A 15685-nucleotide genomic window follows, 5' to 3' on the forward strand; every position below is an offset into this window, starting at 1 on the left:
ATGCCTCCAGAAAAACAACCAAAAGGAGTAAAACATGTCACGAATGACCAAAGCACCATTGGCGCTGTTGATTTCAGGAATGCTGTTGGGGACCTCTGCTTATGCTGAAGACAAATTGACGGTCGTATCTTGGGGTGGTGCATTCACCAAGAGCCAAGTGGAGGCATATCACAAGCCTTTCATTAAAAAAACAGGTGTCGAGATCGTATCCGAGGATTTCAGCGGCGGATTAGCCGAAATTAAAGCGCAGGTGGAAGCGAACAACGTGCGCTGGGATTTGGTTTCTCTCGACAAGCCGGACATTGTTCGTGGTTGTGCAGAAGGGCTATTAGAACCAGTGAACCCAAGTATTTTGCCTCCGGGCGCAGATGGAACACCAGCACAAGAGGATTTCATTGATGGTGCGATTCACGAGTGTGCAATCAATACCATCGTTGTGTCCACAGTATTAGCGGTGAACGAAGACGCGTTTAAAGGTAAGGTTTTGCCTAGCAAGTTGACCGATCTTTTTGACCTAAAAACCTTTCCAGGTCGACGTGCATTGCAAAAACAACCTCAGGGCAATCTTGAGTGGGCACTATTGGCTGATGGTGTAAAGCCAGAAGAGGTCTACAGCCTGCTCGAAACCGAAGCGGGGCGTGAGCGTGCTTTTGCTAAGTTGGATACGATCAAATCAGAAGTGCTGTGGTGGACAACCGGTGCCCAGCCACCTCAAATGCTTGCAGACAAAGAAGTGGTGATCGCCTCGGCGTTTAACGGCCGAATTCACAATGCCCGTAAAGATGAAGGTCAACCATTTCGGATTATATGGGACCGTCAAATGGGTTACATGAATGGATGGGCGATACCTAAAGGGAGTGAGAACACAAAGCTTGCATTGGACTTCATCGCTTTTTCTTCAGGAACAAAACCATTAGCTGATCAAGCTAAGTACGTTGCCTATGGGCCTACGCGTAAATCGTCTTCGGCGGAGGTGAACCCAGACATTTTAGCGAACCTTCCTACCGCACCTCAAAACTTCCAAACCGCCTTCCTGATAAACGATGAATGGTGGTCAGACTACGCGGATGAACTAAATGAAGAGTTTAATACTTGGCTGCTTAACTAGGTGTTAATTTGTGTATGGGGCCGAGTTTTCATCCATAAGCTAGGTTCCGTACTTTTCCTCAACTGTATTTATGTTTTCGGAGAAATGATGAAAGTCATCGAAGCACAGCAAGTCGCGCAATGTTTAACAATGAAGTCTCTTATTGAAACGATGCGTGAAATGTACTCGCGGCCAGCGACAATACCTCAACGCCGAGTCATACCCTTAGAAGAGGGAGAATACGAGGCGTTTGCGCTACTTCCAGCTTGGAACCAGGAGTTGATTGCGGTGAAAGCCTTTACGTATTTCCCGCATAACCCTGAGCAAGGCAAAGATACGCTTGCATCTAAGCTACTTGTTTTCAGACGAAATGATGGTGAGCCGATTGCACTCGTAGACGGTAAAGTTTTAACGTTTTGGCGCACCGCCGCAGCTTCTGCACTGGCAGCGGACTATTTAGCGCGCCCCGATGCTGATCGTTTGTTGATCTGCGGAACGGGCAATCTTGCGCCTTATTTTGCGTGGGCATACGCTGCGGTTCGCCCACTTAAGCAGGTTTACATTTGGGGGCGCAACTCAGACAAAGCCGAGGCGACGGTAGATGCCATTGTGTCATCTTCAGAGTATCAGTCGCTTCCTGATGAGCGTCGGTTTCGCGTTTCAGTTGTAGAAAATGTGGACCACGTTATCAAACACGTTGACATCATCAGCTGTATTACCGCATCAGCAGAGCCTTTGTTTAATGGCGCAGACGTGCAGCCGGGCACCCATATTGATTTGGTCGGTAATCATGACTTGGACAAGCGTGAATGCGACTCTAAAGCAGTGCAACGAGCGCAGGTGTATGTCGATAGCCGCATTAATGTATTAGCCGAAGCGGGCGATCTTCTCATTCCAATTCAAGAGGGCGTGTTCACGTCAGACGATATCAAAGGGGAATTACCGCAGCTTTGCGCTCGACAAATCTCAGGACGTCAAAACGATGAGGTCATTACTTTATACAAATCAGTTGGCAGTGCTTTGGCTGACTTGGCCGCTGTAAAGGCGGTGTTGTTAGAAAATGGCATAGATAGCCATGTCTGAGCATTTTCGCTCGTTCATTTAAATTGCATACAATATACATATAAGGAAAGTAGTTCATGAAAATTGATTGGAAAGGTGTTTATCCGGCGGTCAGTACGCAATTTCGTCAAGATCAGTCAATCGACTTAGACGCAACGCAAACCGTTATAGACAACCAGATTAAAGATGGTGTGAATGGCATTATCTGCTTGGGTACCGTCGGTGAGAACTGCGCGTTGTACCCGGAGGAGAAACGCCAGGTCTTGCAAGCGGCAAAAGAAGTCGTAAATGGCCGTGTGCCTTTGATTGCTGGTACAGCAGAGTCTATTACTACAGCAGCTGTTGATTACATGCAGGATGCGTACAAAATTGGTATCGATGGTTGTATGGTGATGCCTGCCATGGTTTACCGCACGTCTGAGAGCGAAACGTTCGAATATTACCGCACGCTAGCAGAAGCAACGCCAGAAATGCCAATCATGATTTACAACAACCCGGTTGCTTATGGTGTCGATGTAAACCTCGATATCATGGCGCAACTGGCTGAGTTTGAAAGCATTGTAGCTATCAAAGAGTCGACCACTGATACTCGTCGTATCACCGAGCTTTACAATAAATTTGATGACCGCTTTACCGTGTTCAGTGGTGTTGATGACATCGCTCTTGAATCATTGATGCTAGGTGCGACTGGCTGGATTTCTGGTTTAACCAACGCATTCCCAGAAGAGTCCGTCGCGATTTATAAACTGGCAAGCCAAGGTCGTTATGCTGAAGCGTTAGAAATCTACCGTTGGTTCTTACCGCTACTGCGTTTAGACACCATTCCTACGCTGGTTCAGTGCATTAAATTGGCCGAGCAAGTCTGCGGACGTGGATCTGAACAAGTTCGTGCGCCACGCCAACTTTTACAAGGTGAAGAGCGTCAACAAGTCATTCAAATGGTTGAACATGCGTTAGAAACCCGCTTAGACCTATCCAAATACAATCTGTAATTGTGCTGTTTAGTAGAGCGTTAACTGACGCTCTACTCATTCGTAATATTCAAAAAATGAGAAGAGGGAAGTCATGAGCACGGAAAACAAGGACTATGTCAGCTTTCAACACGTTAAGAAAACCTACGATGGCACGAATTTGGTGGTGAAAGACTTCAACTTAGATATTGCTCCTGGAGAGTTTGTTACTATGTTGGGGCCGTCAGGATCGGGCAAGACCACTTGCTTGATGATGCTAGCAGGCTTTGAAACTGCGACCGGTGGAGACATTTATATTGATGGCGTTCCTGTTAATCATCTCGCGCCGCACAAGCGCGATATCGGTATGGTGTTTCAAAACTATGCGTTGTTTCCACATATGACCATTGCTGAGAATCTTGCGTTTCCTTTAAAGGTGCGAAAACTCGACAGTGACACGATTCAAAGCAAAGTTCAGAGTGTATTAGAAATGGTCGAGCTTGAGCATGTTGCGACTCGATACCCAAAGCAGTTATCAGGTGGTCAACAACAACGTGTTGCGCTAGCGCGAGCATTAGTGTTTGAGCCTAAACTTGTGTTGATGGATGAACCGCTCGGCGCATTAGATAAGCAGTTGCGTGAGCAAATGCAGATGGAAATTAAACATTTGCATGAAAAGCTTGGCATCACCATTTTGTATGTGACGCACGATCAAGACGAAGCTCTCACTATGTCCGACCGTATTGCGGTTTTTAATCACGGCGAAGTGCAACAACTCGCGACACCAACCGAGCTTTATGAATCTCCGAGTAATACGTTTGTGGCGCAGTTTATCGGAGAAAACAACCAACTCTCAGGTTTAGTCAAAGAGTGGAACGGAAAGTATTGCCAAGTGCTCGTTGGGAAAGAGTTATTTACTGCGAAACCTGTCAGAGTATCTGAGCAAGGACAGAGAACAACACTTTCCATTCGGCCAGAAAAGATTGTTATTCAACCAGAGAAAGCGTCTTGTGAGAACCAAGTCTCGGGCGTTCTACGAGAATTGATTTATCACGGTGATCATTATCGTCTGGTCGTCGAAGTAGAGAGCGTTGGTCACTTCATCGTTAAAGTACCTAACGATAATCGTAAACACTTGCAGTTAACGCCTGGCTCAATTTGTCGTATTGGTTGGCAAAGTGAGGATTGCCATGCTCTTGATGGGACACAAACTCAAAGTAGCGAGGTAGCAGCATGAGTCGAGAGCTAACCGCATTAGATTCTGTATTGGAAATCGAACGTCAAGTTCATCAACAAGAAACCAATCTGAAAGCGCAGTTGCAAAAGGCAGAGCGCCGAAAAAAGCTTCGCTCCATTATGCTCACAACGCCATTGGTGTGTTTTATTCTGCTTACGTTTGCTTTTCCTATCCTCGACATGCTTTATCGAAGCGTGGATAACCGAGAAATATCCCAGTCACTACCACAAACTATTCAAGCCTTAGAAAGTTGGGATTATCAAGGTCAGCCTCATCAAGAAGTCATTGAGGCATTCTCTGTTGAAGTACTTGCGCTTTATCAAAGCAAAGAGCTACCGAAAATAGCCAGCCGAATGAATATTGAAGTGTCTGGTATGCGCAGCTTATTGATGAAAACAGGTAGAAAGTTGTCTCGTTTGGCGTCGCTGCCGAGCTCGGTGACACAGCTAGCTAAGCTGGATAAGCGTTGGGCTAATCCTAAATATTGGGCGGCGTTTAAGAATCTTAGTGGCGCATTAACATTCAGTCATTATCTTGCAGCGCTAGACTTGCAAGTGAATGAGTTTGGAGACATTGAGCCCCAACCAGAAAAACGCCAAATATACGTCGACCTTTTCTTTAAAACTTTTTGGATGTCTATTTCAATCACCTTAATTTGTTTGGTGATGGCGTACCCCGTTGCTTACCTGCTTGCCAATTTACCTGATAAGCGCGCGAACTTACTTTTAATTATTGTGCTGCTGCCATTTTGGACATCATTGTTAGTCAGAACCACGTCTTGGATTGTTCTGCTGCAAAACCAAGGGGTCATTAATGATCTCCTTATTTGGTCGGGTTTTACTTCCGAGCGAATTCAGATGATTCACAATACCTTCGGAACGGTGGTGTCTATGGTTCACATTCTGTTGCCGTTTATGATCCTGCCTCTGTATAGCGTAATGAAAGGAATTAGCCCAACTTATTTCCGTGCAGCTCGTTCTCTAGGCGCGACGCCTTTCATTGCGTTCATGAAAGTTTATATGCCGCTTACGTTACCAGGGATAGGTGCGGGGGCCTTGCTCACTTTCATTCTTTCTATTGGTTTCTACATTACGCCCGCTTTGGTTGGTGGAAGAAGCGGACAGATGATATCCAATATGATTGCCTATCATATGCAGACATCACTGAACTGGGGGATGGCTGGCGCATTGGGTGGACTGCTTTTGTTCGTTGTACTGGTTCTGTTTTATATGTTCAACCGTGTGGTTGGCATTAACAACCTTAAGGTAGGGGGATAACCATGGCATTACCAAACTATGCATCAAAAGTAGAGCGAGTCGCTTACGCAGGTTACTTAGTTTTTTGTGGGTTGGTGCTGTTCTTTTTAATCGCTCCAATTCTGACCATCATCCCGTTATCGTTTAATGCAACGCCTTACTTTACTTTTACCGAGGGGATGCTAAACCTTGATTCGGCAGCGTATTCTACTCGCTGGTATCAAGAAATGTTTACTAGTGATCAGTGGCTGTTGGCGCTGAAAAACAGCACGTTCATTGCTTTTATGGCGACACTCGTTGCAACAGGGCTAGGAACTCTGGCGGCGTTGGGTTTAGCCAGTAGTAATTTGCCTTTTCGCAATACGATTATGGCGCTGTTGATCTCACCTATGATCGTACCAGTCATTATCTCTGCTGCTGCGATGTACTTTTTCTACACACGCCTTGGCTTATCACAAACTTATCTAGGCGTCATTTTGGCACACGCCGCGTTAGGTACGCCTTTTGTTGTCATTACAGTTACTGCGACCTTAAGCGGCTTTGATCATAGCCTGGTAAAAGCGGCGGCTAGCTTAGGAGCAAACCCTGTTTATACTTTCAGACACATTACCTTTCCGCTGATTCGTCCGGGGATGATTTCTGGCGGCTTGTTTGCTTTTGGCACATCGTTCGACGAGGTTGTGGTGGCGTTATTCCTGACTGGGGCAGAACAAAAAACCGTTCCGAGGCAGATGTGGTCAGGAATTCGAGAGCAAATTAGTCCGACCATATTGGCGGTCGCTACGTTGCTGATTTTTATGTCGGTGTGTTTGCTCGTGACTTTAGAAGTTCTACGTAGGCGTAATGTACGCATTCGAGGCATTCAAGAATAACCAAACTTTTTCTTTGTTGCTCGCTATGCACTTTTGTTTAGGGGCTCCTCAATTTTTGACCAAATGCGCCTCATTGTAGGCGCTTGTCTTTTGTGTTTATCGTCAGCGATGACTGACATGTCACTCTTGTAGCTTAATGCCAGCCTGCTCGAAACGTGCCAAAGGCGACTTGTTCGATTGCTGATACCAACTAGCTGGCATGTTTGGTTTAAGTCGGGCTTTTTCTTCCTTGCTAATCACAACATAGTGTAAAAACGCATCAAGTGTGGTTCCCATCACGTCAAACGTCATTTCCCCATCTTTGCTGACGGTTTTCAATAATCCAACGACGGCTTCCTCAGGGACTAACGGTTCAACCACCGCGTTTTTTCGCTCTTTTATTGATGTTGAAGCGGGCAGTCTTGCACGTGCCGTCTCCCAGCAAACTTTGTTGGTTTTACTGACAAGGTTGTGCTTGTAGCAGTAGTAACTGAATAAAAAGCGTGGCAGGTTTTGCCAGCGTTCGGCTTGGACTTCTAACCAAAGGTGTTGTAGCTCGATATCAGCGTCGGTCATAAATATTATGCTAGGTTACCAGAGTAGTGGCATTCTAACGTTTCATCAGTAACCCCGTCTATGATCAGCATAGTCCGATGTAGTATGTTGAAATTTTGGTTCTCAATGAAATAGTGGCTTTTCATTACTGTAAATAGTGAGTGTTTTGTCCAATCTCTGACATTGATATTTGACTTTGGTAGTAGAGTGTGAGCGTTTTTGTTTTTATAGTGTCAATTTTATACCGTTACATACTTGGGATTGCCTTTTCTAAAATAAATACTTTTATCAAAGTAACTGTGTGATTTTCATTCAAATAGTTGGTGGTTCTAAGTGATGAAAATTCTGTTTATTACGTTACAATCGAGATTAGGTAGTAATGTGTAGCGTGCTGACGAAAACCTCGCGTCTTCTATCTTGCTTTTTGTGTGCTACTTTTTAGTAAGTATCTTTTGGGTGGATTTTTATGTTTGGAGTTAAAAGAAATGCTGCTATATCTGGCTTGTATCAAGCAAGTGAGTTAAAAGCAAAGCTGTTCTCCAAGGAGTTGGAAATCTTAAGACTTAGGGCTGAGTCTGAGTTTAATAAAGTGCTCGATGAGTTACTAAGAATTAAAGATAACAATACCAGACTACGTGAAAGTGGACTTATTGATAAGCTCGAGCAAGAAAAGTCTAAGTGGAACAGCGGTCAGCTTAAAGATATCGAACAGCGCATAAGTAACGTTGAGCTCTTTATCAAGGATTGTGTTTTATATATCAGCAACATTGAAACCCAATTCGCTAAAGATAGCGACTCAGGGTATGGTGAATTGAGTTGCCGTGCTCTTGAAGATGAATTGGAAACACTGTCTTTTAGTAAGATCCTTAACGCATCAGCGCATGAGTACTTTTATAATTCTAAAGAGTATGAAATGTACCTTGAAAACACACCAAATACCGAATTTTTGCACGCGTTAAAAGAACAAATTACCGCACTCTTCGACCACAAAGCAGCCTAGAACCTACAGAGTATTAGCCCATTGTCCGATTCCTTCTTTAGGGGCTTTGATTCGCGAATTTTTACCGACCCGCTTTGGAGTATACCTAGCCATTTAACGTGCTGGGTATACCCGTTTAACTACACGTTTCTTCTCTAGCTCATCTCTATTTTTTAACAAATACGAATTTTTAAAGCTCACTCCGTGTTCCTTCTGGTACCAAAAACTGATACCGCCACACCCAGTTGTTAACAAAATGTTTCTTCTTGTCTTGCGAGTAGATTATATGGAGATGCTCTTGCAGTAATAAGGGCAGTGGCGATGCAAAAGACGTAATGCATCAAAGGAAAACTCAATATAGAAGAAATTAGATGGAACTGAAGATTTTGAGTGTCGCGATTGCGACAACATTAACCAGCACTGGCGTATTTGCGTTAAGCGAGCCAGTTTCTCAAGTTACAGAGCAACATGCACATTCGGCTCATACACACGGTGTTGAATCCAATCGAGTTGAATACCAACCAACCGCAACTCTCCCAATTCAGCCCTCTAAGGCAACTCGAGTACAGTCACTTGAAAGCCTTGATGAGTCGAGCACTGCTTGTGATTTGGAGGCATTGATTACCGAAAGTAGTAACCAATTGATCAGCGAAATTTTAAGTCAGGGCGCGACGTGTGTGAACCAGTTATTCTCTGCTGAAAGTCGGATTCAAGAGTCGGTATTTAGCTCCGATCATATGTACAACATCGCTAAGCACACTACGACATTGGCGAAGGGGTATACAGGTGGCGGGAGCGATGAACTAGAAACGTTGTTCTTATACTTACGCGCGGGTTATTACGCCGAGTTTTACAATGACAACATCTCATTTATTGAATGGGTCACCCCAGCGGTGAAAGAATCAGTGGATGCGTTTGTTAACAACGCAAACTTCTACGAGAACAGCGACCGTCACGGCAAAGTGCTTAGTGAGGTCATCATCACTATGGATAGTGCGGGCTTGCAGCACGTGTACTTACCACAAGTGACCCAGTGGCTTACTCGTTGGAATGATCAATACGCCCAGCACTGGTATATGCGCAATGCGGTTAATGGTGTTTTCACTATTTTGTTTGGTGGGCAGTGGAACGAGCAATTTGTGCAAATAATTGGCAACCAAACGGACCTTGCCAAAGCTTTAGGCGATTTTGCTCTAAGGGCGTCATCAATCGGTGCTGAAGATGAGTTTATGGCCGCGAATGCGGGGCGAGAGCTCGGGCGTCTGACCAAGTATACGGGTAACGCGAGTTCTGTTGTGAAGAGTCAGCTGAGTCGAATCTTTGAACAGTATGAAATGTATGGTCGGGGTGACGCGGTTTGGCTTGCGGCGGCGGACACCGCCTCATATTACGCAGATTGTAGTGAGTTCGGAATTTGTAATTTCGAAACTGCGCTAAAAGGCTTGGTGCTATCGCAAACTTATACTTGTAGCCCGACAATCCGAATTTTGTCTCAGAATATGACGCAAGAGCAACACGCGGCCGCATGTTCTAAAATGGGCTACGAAGAGGGTTACTTTCATCAGTCATTAGAAACTGGTGAACAGCCAGTAAAAGATGACTACAACACTCAGCTCCAAGTCAATATCTTCGATTCAAGCACTGATTATGGTAAGTACGCAGGGCCAATTTTCGATATTAGTACTGACAATGGCGGTATGTACTTGGAGGGCGACCCTTCCCAGCCGGGGAATATTCCCAACTTTATTGCTTATGAAGCCTCTTATGCGAACGCGGATCACTTTGTCTGGAACCTAGAGCACGAATACGTGCATTACTTAGATGGTCGATTTGATCTCTATGGAGGGTTTAGTCATCCAACTGAAAAAATAGTGTGGTGGAGTGAAGGCATTGCAGAGTATGTCGCTCAAGAAAATGACAACCAAGCAGCACTTGAGACGATTTTAGACGGCTCGAAGTATACCTTAAGCGAGATTTTCGAGACTACTTATGATGGGTTTGATGTTGATCGAATTTATCGTTGGGGGTACTTAGCTGTACGTTTTATGTTTGAAAATCATAAAGATGACGTAAACCAAATGCTGGTGGAAACACGCCAAGGGAATTGGAGCAATTACAAAGCAACGATCACCCAATGGGCGAATTTATATCAAAGTGAGTTTGAGCAGTGGCAGCAAGCCCTTGTCTCAAATGGTGCACCTAATGCAGTCATAACCGCAAACAACAAGGGGAAAGTCGGTGAAAGCATTACATTTAGCAGTGAAAACAGTACAGACCCAAACGGGAAGATCGTCAGCGTCTTATGGGACTTCGGTGATGGCTCGACAAGTACACAAACCAAGCCGACGCACCAATATGGGAGTGAAGGGGAGTATTCGGTCAGCCTAAGTGTGACAGACAGTGAAGGCTTGACGGCAACCGCCACTCATACTGTTGTTATCTCAGCGTTGGGCGGTAATGACACATTGCCACAAGACTGCGCGGTGCAAAGTAAAGTAAGCGGTGGACGCCTAACAGCAGGAGAGCCTGTTTGCTTGGCAAATCAACAAACCATTTGGCTGAGCGTGCCAGCGGTGAATGAGAGCTCAAATCTGGCGATAACGACGGGGAATGGTACGGGCAACCTAAAGCTTGAATACAGTAACTCTGGTTGGCCGGATGATACTAATCTTCACGGGTGGTCAGATAATATTGGTAATGGAGAGTGTATTACGTTGTCAAATCAGAGTAACTACTGGGGCTACGTTAAAGTCTCTGGTGACTTTGAGAATGCCGCCATCGTCTTTGATTTTGATGCTCAGAAGTGTCGTCAGTAGGGCAATTTAACTACGTCATTTAAACTAAGTGGAGCGCCTCGCTAACATCGCGGGGCGTTTTTGTTTTTACGCCGTTATCTCTATAAAAAAAACCAGCCCGAAGGCTGGCAAACAAGGAGTTTGAGATGAAAATGAAAACGTTATAAAACTTGCTGATATCCTATTTCTCAATAAGTTGGGTTGTGCTTTGCAGCCAGTTTTTATCTTGCGCATCAAGAAAAGGGCTAAGCGCCTGATAGACACGTGAATGGTAATGATTAAGCCAGTCTAGCTCTGCTTGATCTAGCATTGATAAATCAAGGGCGTTGGTCGCAATGGGAGCAAGAGTGATGGTCTCAAAACCGTAGAACGTGCCGAACTCATTTTGTTCTACTTCTACAACTTTAAGAATGTTCTCTATTCTTACCCCGTACTCACCTTCGCGATAAACGCCTGGTTCATTAGTAATGACCATACCTGGTTTTAGCTCAACCTCGTGGTGGCTTTGCGAGAAATTTTGTGGGCCTTCGTGAACATTCAAGCAAATGCCTACGCCGTGTCCAGTGCCGCACTTGTAATCAATACCATGTTGCCATAAGACGCCACGCGCCATGATATCAAGATTGGCACCCGTAGAGCCTTTCATGAATCGAGTCTGAGTCAGTCGGATGACCGCTTTGAGCACCAAGGTATAATCTTTGCGCTGCTTAACGGTCGGTGACCCGAAGTGGAAAGTACGGGTGATGTCTGTTGTCCCGCCAAGGTACTGACCACCAGAATCGATGAGAAAGAAGTTGCTTTCATTGACTGCCGCATTGCTTTCTTCATCGGCGGCATAATGCATTTTTGCCCCGTGAGCAGCGAAGCCTGCGATAGTGCGGAAACTGTCACTCACATAATGTCGGGTTTGACGGCGATAGTGATTCAGTTGTGCCTCAGCAGACAATTCTGTAACGAGTCCGCTTGGAACTTGCTCTTCTAGCCAGTTCATAAACCTTACGATTGCCACACCATCATCTGTTAATGCCTGTTCTAGGCTAGTTAGCTCGGTCGCATTTTTTATGGCCTTCATTGCCGTTACAGGGCAAGCCATTGGCTTTAGATTCACATTCCCTTCAATCGAACTCACCAATAAGCTGTCTGTGTGGGTCGGGTTAAAAGCGAGCGATAATCCCTCACATTGCTGATTCAAATACTGACTTACGTAGTTGTAATGGCGAATGTGTACACTCTGCTCGGTCAGCGCTCTTTCAACGTCTTGAGGCAGTTTGGCTTTATCAATAAACAGTGTCGCAAGTGATTGCTCTACGACTAGATAGGCTTCAGAAACTGGGCAGTAATTCGTATCACCACCTCGAATATTCATTGTCCACATGACATCATCTAGCGTTGACACTAATAAGCTATCTACTTGGTTCTCGGTTAACCAAGAACGGATTCTCGCTAACTTATTTTCTGTGTCAACGCCAGCAAAAGCGGTGGGGTGCTCGAATACGGGGGCACTTGGGCGAGGTGGTCTTTCAAGCCAAATCGGTGTGAGCAAATCTAGGTCGAGAATGATCTTAATGTTTTTCGCTTCAAAGGCTTGTTTGAGGCCTTGATAAAAAGCGAAACTGATGGCGCGCCCGTCAACCGCGACAATACTGTTTTCTGGGAGCGTGGTAGCCAGCCATTTGGTAATTGTCGGCGTTTCTGGTTGTTTGGCTTTAAACAGTTCCAGCCCTGTGCCGTGTAACTGTTCTTCAGCTTGAATATAGTAACGACCATCAGTCCACAGGCCACCACCTTGTTGGGTAATGACGACATCGCCTGCTGAGCCGGTAAAACCTGAAATCCAGCTTCGCGCTAACCAATGATCCGCTGAGTATTCGCTGTTATGCGGGTCATTGTTGGTCACGATATATGCAGACACGTTGTGAAAGGACATTGCCTCACGCAATAACGTAAGGCGTTGGTTTACTGAGTTAGTATCGTTCATTAAATGGTTCCTAAAGTCATATTTGAGCAATAGATATGATGCTGCTCCGAGCCTGTTTTTATTGGGTTCTGTTGCCCGCATACTTCTGTGGCTTCTGGACATCGAGTACGAAAAACGCAACCGCTCGGTGGGTTAAGTGGAGAAGGGAGGTCGCCGGGCAGTAGTTGTATTTCACGGTCACGTGCTAATTGCGGATTAGCTATCGGGACGGCGGATAACAGTGCTTTGGTGTAGGGGTGTTGAGCATCATCAAATACTTGATCGTAACGTCCTACTTCCATAGGTTTACCAAGATACATCACCATAACGCGGTCGCTGATGTGGCGCACCACGCTTAAGTCGTGCGCAATCATCACCAGTGTTAACCCCATTTCTTGTTTAAGATCGTCTAGAAGATTGATGACCTGAGCTTGTATGGAGACATCTAGCGCACTAACAGGTTCATCACACACGACCAAATCTGGATTGAGAATTAACGCTCTGGCAATGCCCACACGCTGGCATTGACCTCCGGAAAATTCATGTGGATAGCGGTTTCGCTGGCTCGCCAAGAGACCCACTTTATCCATCATAGCGATGACACGCTTTTCTACCTCTGCCCGTTTAAGTTGTGGCTCGTGGGTGAGCAGTGGTTCGGCGATGCATTCTGAGATGGTTAATCTCGGATTCAAACAAGCGGATGGGTCTTGAAACACCATCTGAAATTCTCTGCGTCGAGAGGAAAGCTCTTTTTTACTAAACCCGCGCATGTCTTGACCTTTCCAAGTCAACTCGCCATGTGTAGGTTCAATTAAGCGAAGTAAGGCGCGTGCAAGCGTTGATTTTCCGCAGCCTGATTCCCCCACAATGCCAAGTGTTTCGCCTCGATAAACATCTAAGTCGATACCATTGACCGCTTTCACGATTTTACGTCGACTTGGAATAAGGTGACGCGACACAGGAAAGTGGACGTTTAAATCACGAGCAGACATGAGGACTTCTTTTTTATTCATAACGCCTCCTTAAGCTTTTATTTGAATAGGAGTGATAACACTGGGTGCGTTAACGTGACAGGCAATGGACTGGCTCGTGTTTAATGGAGAAAACCGTGGGGTTTCGTATTGGCAACGCGTCTCTCGATGCTCGCACCGCTCTCTAAACGGACACCCTTGATGGTTAATCAACGCACTTGGTGGGTTACCTGGGATGGTTGGTAAACGTGGCATATCTTCAGTGATAGAAGGAATAGCCTTTAGCAGGCCTTGAGTATAGGGGTGCGCAGGTTGAGCGAACAATGTCTCGGTATCTGATTGCTCCATTTTTTGACCACCATACATGACCAATACGCGATCACACATCTCGGCGACGACGCCCATGTCGTGAGTGATCAGTAAAATAGCCGTGTTGAACTCTTGTTGTAAGTCTCGTAATAGCGTCAAAATTTGAGCCTGAACGGTTACATCTAACGCGGTGGTTGGTTCGTCTGCAATTAACAGCTCGGGCTTACACAACAACGCCATCGCTATCATGATTCGCTGACGCATTCCGCCAGATAGCTCGTGAGGGTATTGATTCATCCGAGTTTCGGGAGAGGGAATACGCACCGCATCCAACATGTGAATCGATTCAACTTTTGCTTGTTTTCGGCTCATTCCTTTATGAATCATGAGAACTTCACAAAGCTGTTTGCCAATTTTCATGAATGGATTGAGTGACGTCATCGGATCTTGAAAGATCATTCCGATTTTCTCTGCACGGATGCGGTTGAGCTGCTTTTTAGACATCGCGAGTAAATCATCACCGTGGAACATCGCGCTGCCAGACACGGCGCCGTTGTCCGCGGTTAACCCCATTAATGCGAAAACAGACTGGCTTTTTCCCGAACCTGATTCCCCAACAATCCCAAGAGTTTCGCCCGCTTTAATCGAGTAGGAGAGATTACTGACCGCTTGCACTTGCCCATCTGGCGTATCGAAGCGCACGTTCATGTTTTCAATAGATAGCATGGGTTTGTCCTTATCGGTCTTTCGGGTCAAGAGCATCACGTAAGCCATCGCCGATGAAGTTAAAACAAAAGAGGGTGGCAACTAAAAACAGAGAGGGAAAAAGCAGCATCCACAATGCAACGTCAATCGTTTTTGCGCCTTCGGAAATTAGGATTCCCCAGCTCGTGTCGGGTGGTTGAACACCAAGCCCTAAGAAGCTTAAAAACGATTCGAACATAATAAATCCTGGTACCATTAAGGAGGAATAAACCATCACGATCCCAAGCACATTAGGCAGAACATGGCGTCGGACAATTGTCAATTTAGAAACCCCAATAGAGTGCGCGGCTTCGATGAACTCTCGCTTTTTGAGACCGAAGGTGACACCACGTACAACACGAGCAATGCCCAACCAAGATACCATTCCGATCACGATAAAAATCAGATAGATGTTATTGCCAAAAAGGGTAACGAACAGGATAACCATAAACATAAATGGTACCGAATCGAGCACCTCAATAATGCGCATCATTACGCTGTCGACAACGCCACCAAGATAGCCGGAAATACTTCCCCAAATCGTACCAATAACAACGGCGACTAAGGCCCCAACAAAACCCACCAAAATAGAGAGCCTGCCGCCTTGCATCGTGCGAGCAAAGACATCTTGCCCGAGGTCATCAGTACCAAAGTAATGGCCACTGCTCAGTGAAGGTCTCCCTAGCTCGTATGGATCGATGAGCACTTCCCAGTCAATTTCATCATGGCCAAAAGCGGCAAGAGAGGGGCCGAAGGTGATGCATAAGGTAATGAACGCCAAAACATACACTGATGTCATCGCGGCTCTGTTTTTACGAAATCGAGTCCATGCATCCTGCCAAAGACTGCGACCTTCGACGGCTTCAATATTGTCGACGACTTGATCTTGAAGAGCTTGTGTATCCAGTTTTTTGATCGTTAACATGCCGGAC

13 protein-coding genes are annotated in these 15685 nt (G+C 45.6%); 8 read left to right on the forward strand and 5 right to left on the reverse strand.

All coding sequences use genetic code 11. From position 1 onward, the window contains the following. Nucleotides 1–34 precede the first annotated feature (34 nt). The 6 genes from L3V32_RS03690 to L3V32_RS03715 all read left to right on the forward strand — a co-directional run bounded on the left by L3V32_RS03690 (nt 35) and on the right by L3V32_RS03715 (nt 6464). The gene (locus tag L3V32_RS03690; RefSeq protein ID WP_104974200.1) at nt 35–1108 is read left to right on the forward strand and encodes a polyamine ABC transporter substrate-binding protein; all 1074 of its coding nucleotides are present in this window, start codon (nt 35–37) and stop codon (nt 1106–1108) included. Between the two features lie 87 nt (nt 1109–1195). After that, a complete protein-coding gene (locus L3V32_RS03695) occupies nt 1196–2170 on the forward strand; it encodes an ornithine cyclodeaminase family protein (RefSeq protein ID WP_237283944.1) in 975 nt (324 codons plus the stop codon). A gap of 56 nt (nt 2171–2226) precedes the next feature. Then, nucleotides 2227–3141 carry a dihydrodipicolinate synthase family protein gene (locus tag L3V32_RS03700; protein ID WP_047008681.1) on the forward strand — a complete coding sequence of 305 codons (915 nt, stop codon included), beginning with the start codon at nt 2227–2229 and terminating at the stop codon, nt 3139–3141. Nucleotides 3142–3214: 73 nt separating this feature from the next. Next, nucleotides 3215–4336, forward strand: coding sequence for an ABC transporter ATP-binding protein (locus L3V32_RS03705; protein ID WP_005393496.1), 1122 nt, complete (start codon nt 3215–3217; stop codon nt 4334–4336). Beyond that, nucleotides 4333–5613, forward strand: a complete 1281-nt coding sequence (locus L3V32_RS03710) for an ABC transporter permease (RefSeq protein ID WP_237283823.1) — start codon at nt 4333–4335, stop codon at nt 5611–5613. The genes L3V32_RS03705 and L3V32_RS03710 overlap by 4 nt, the downstream gene beginning before the upstream one ends. Before the next feature lie 2 nt (nt 5614–5615). Then, entirely contained in the window at nt 5616–6464 is an 849-nt protein-coding gene (locus L3V32_RS03715; protein ID WP_005393492.1) for an ABC transporter permease, read from the forward strand. Nucleotides 6465–6584: 120 nt separating this feature from the next. On the opposite strand, the gene L3V32_RS03720 is transcribed toward L3V32_RS03715, so the two are convergent. After that, on the reverse strand, nt 6585–7019 hold the full coding sequence (locus L3V32_RS03720; RefSeq protein ID WP_237283824.1) for a hypothetical protein: 435 nt from the start codon (nt 7017–7019) through the stop codon (nt 6585–6587). Nucleotides 7020–7464: 445 nt separating this feature from the next. Here L3V32_RS03720 and L3V32_RS03725 point away from each other — a divergent pair, with 445 nt between their 5' ends. Beyond that, nucleotides 7465–7998 (forward strand): hypothetical protein, encoded by a 534-nt coding sequence (locus tag L3V32_RS03725; protein ID WP_012841894.1) that lies wholly within the window; start codon nt 7465–7467, stop codon nt 7996–7998. Nucleotides 7999–8348: 350 nt separating this feature from the next. Then, nucleotides 8349–10793, forward strand: a complete 2445-nt coding sequence (locus tag L3V32_RS03730) for a collagenase (RefSeq protein ID WP_237283825.1) — start codon at nt 8349–8351, stop codon at nt 10791–10793. Between the two features lie 160 nt (nt 10794–10953). On the opposite strand, the gene L3V32_RS03735 is transcribed toward L3V32_RS03730, so the two are convergent. From L3V32_RS03735 to L3V32_RS03750, 4 genes are read right to left on the reverse strand one after another with little or no spacing between them, the layout of a single operon-like run. Further along, nucleotides 10954–12750, reverse strand: coding sequence for an aminopeptidase P family protein (locus tag L3V32_RS03735; RefSeq protein WP_237283826.1), 1797 nt, complete (start codon nt 12748–12750; stop codon nt 10954–10956). Further along, nucleotides 12750–13742, reverse strand: coding sequence for an ABC transporter ATP-binding protein (locus L3V32_RS03740; protein WP_104974192.1), 993 nt, complete (start codon nt 13740–13742; stop codon nt 12750–12752). Before L3V32_RS03740 ends, L3V32_RS03735 begins: the two co-directional genes overlap by 1 nt. A 9-nt stretch (nt 13743–13751) precedes the next feature. Beyond that, the gene (locus L3V32_RS03745; protein ID WP_182034924.1) at nt 13752–14735 is read right to left on the reverse strand and encodes an ABC transporter ATP-binding protein; all 984 of its coding nucleotides are present in this window, start codon (nt 14733–14735) and stop codon (nt 13752–13754) included. Between the two features lie 10 nt (nt 14736–14745). Next, nucleotides 14746–15678: an ABC transporter permease subunit gene (locus L3V32_RS03750; protein ID WP_074191232.1), complete on the reverse strand. Its 933-nt coding sequence runs from the start codon at nt 15676–15678 to the stop codon at nt 14746–14748. Nucleotides 15679–15685: the final 7 nt, after the last annotated feature.

This window comes from Vibrio sp. J2-4, from assembly GCF_021728155.1.
In the GTDB taxonomy this organism is placed as follows: domain Bacteria; phylum Pseudomonadota; class Gammaproteobacteria; order Enterobacterales; family Vibrionaceae; genus Vibrio; species Vibrio diabolicus.

Excerpts from the sequence above, each read along its gene's own strand:
- L3V32_RS03690 (WP_104974200.1), top strand. The coding sequence starts at position 35 with ATGTCACGAATGACCAAAGCACCATTGGCGCTGTTGATTTCAGGAATG.
- L3V32_RS03695 (WP_237283944.1), top strand. The coding sequence starts at position 1,196 with ATGAAAGTCATCGAAGCACAGCAAGTCGCGCAATGTTTAACAATGAAG.
- L3V32_RS03700 (WP_047008681.1), top strand. The coding sequence starts at position 2,227 with ATGAAAATTGATTGGAAAGGTGTTTATCCGGCGGTCAGTACGCAATTT.
- L3V32_RS03705 (WP_005393496.1), top strand. The coding sequence starts at position 3,215 with ATGAGCACGGAAAACAAGGACTATGTCAGCTTTCAACACGTTAAGAAA.
- L3V32_RS03710 (WP_237283823.1), top strand. The coding sequence starts at position 4,333 with ATGAGTCGAGAGCTAACCGCATTAGATTCTGTATTGGAAATCGAACGT.
- L3V32_RS03715 (WP_005393492.1), top strand. The coding sequence starts at position 5,616 with ATGGCATTACCAAACTATGCATCAAAAGTAGAGCGAGTCGCTTACGCA.
- L3V32_RS03720 (WP_237283824.1), bottom strand. The coding sequence starts at position 7,019 with ATGACCGACGCTGATATCGAGCTACAACACCTTTGGTTAGAAGTCCAA.
- L3V32_RS03725 (WP_012841894.1), top strand. The coding sequence starts at position 7,465 with ATGTTTGGAGTTAAAAGAAATGCTGCTATATCTGGCTTGTATCAAGCA.
- L3V32_RS03730 (WP_237283825.1), top strand. The coding sequence starts at position 8,349 with ATGGAACTGAAGATTTTGAGTGTCGCGATTGCGACAACATTAACCAGC.
- L3V32_RS03735 (WP_237283826.1), bottom strand. The coding sequence starts at position 12,750 with ATGAACGATACTAACTCAGTAAACCAACGCCTTACGTTATTGCGTGAG.
- L3V32_RS03740 (WP_104974192.1), bottom strand. The coding sequence starts at position 13,742 with ATGAATAAAAAAGAAGTCCTCATGTCTGCTCGTGATTTAAACGTCCAC.
- L3V32_RS03745 (WP_182034924.1), bottom strand. The coding sequence starts at position 14,735 with ATGCTATCTATTGAAAACATGAACGTGCGCTTCGATACGCCAGATGGG.
- L3V32_RS03750 (WP_074191232.1), bottom strand. The coding sequence starts at position 15,678 with ATGTTAACGATCAAAAAACTGGATACACAAGCTCTTCAAGATCAAGTC.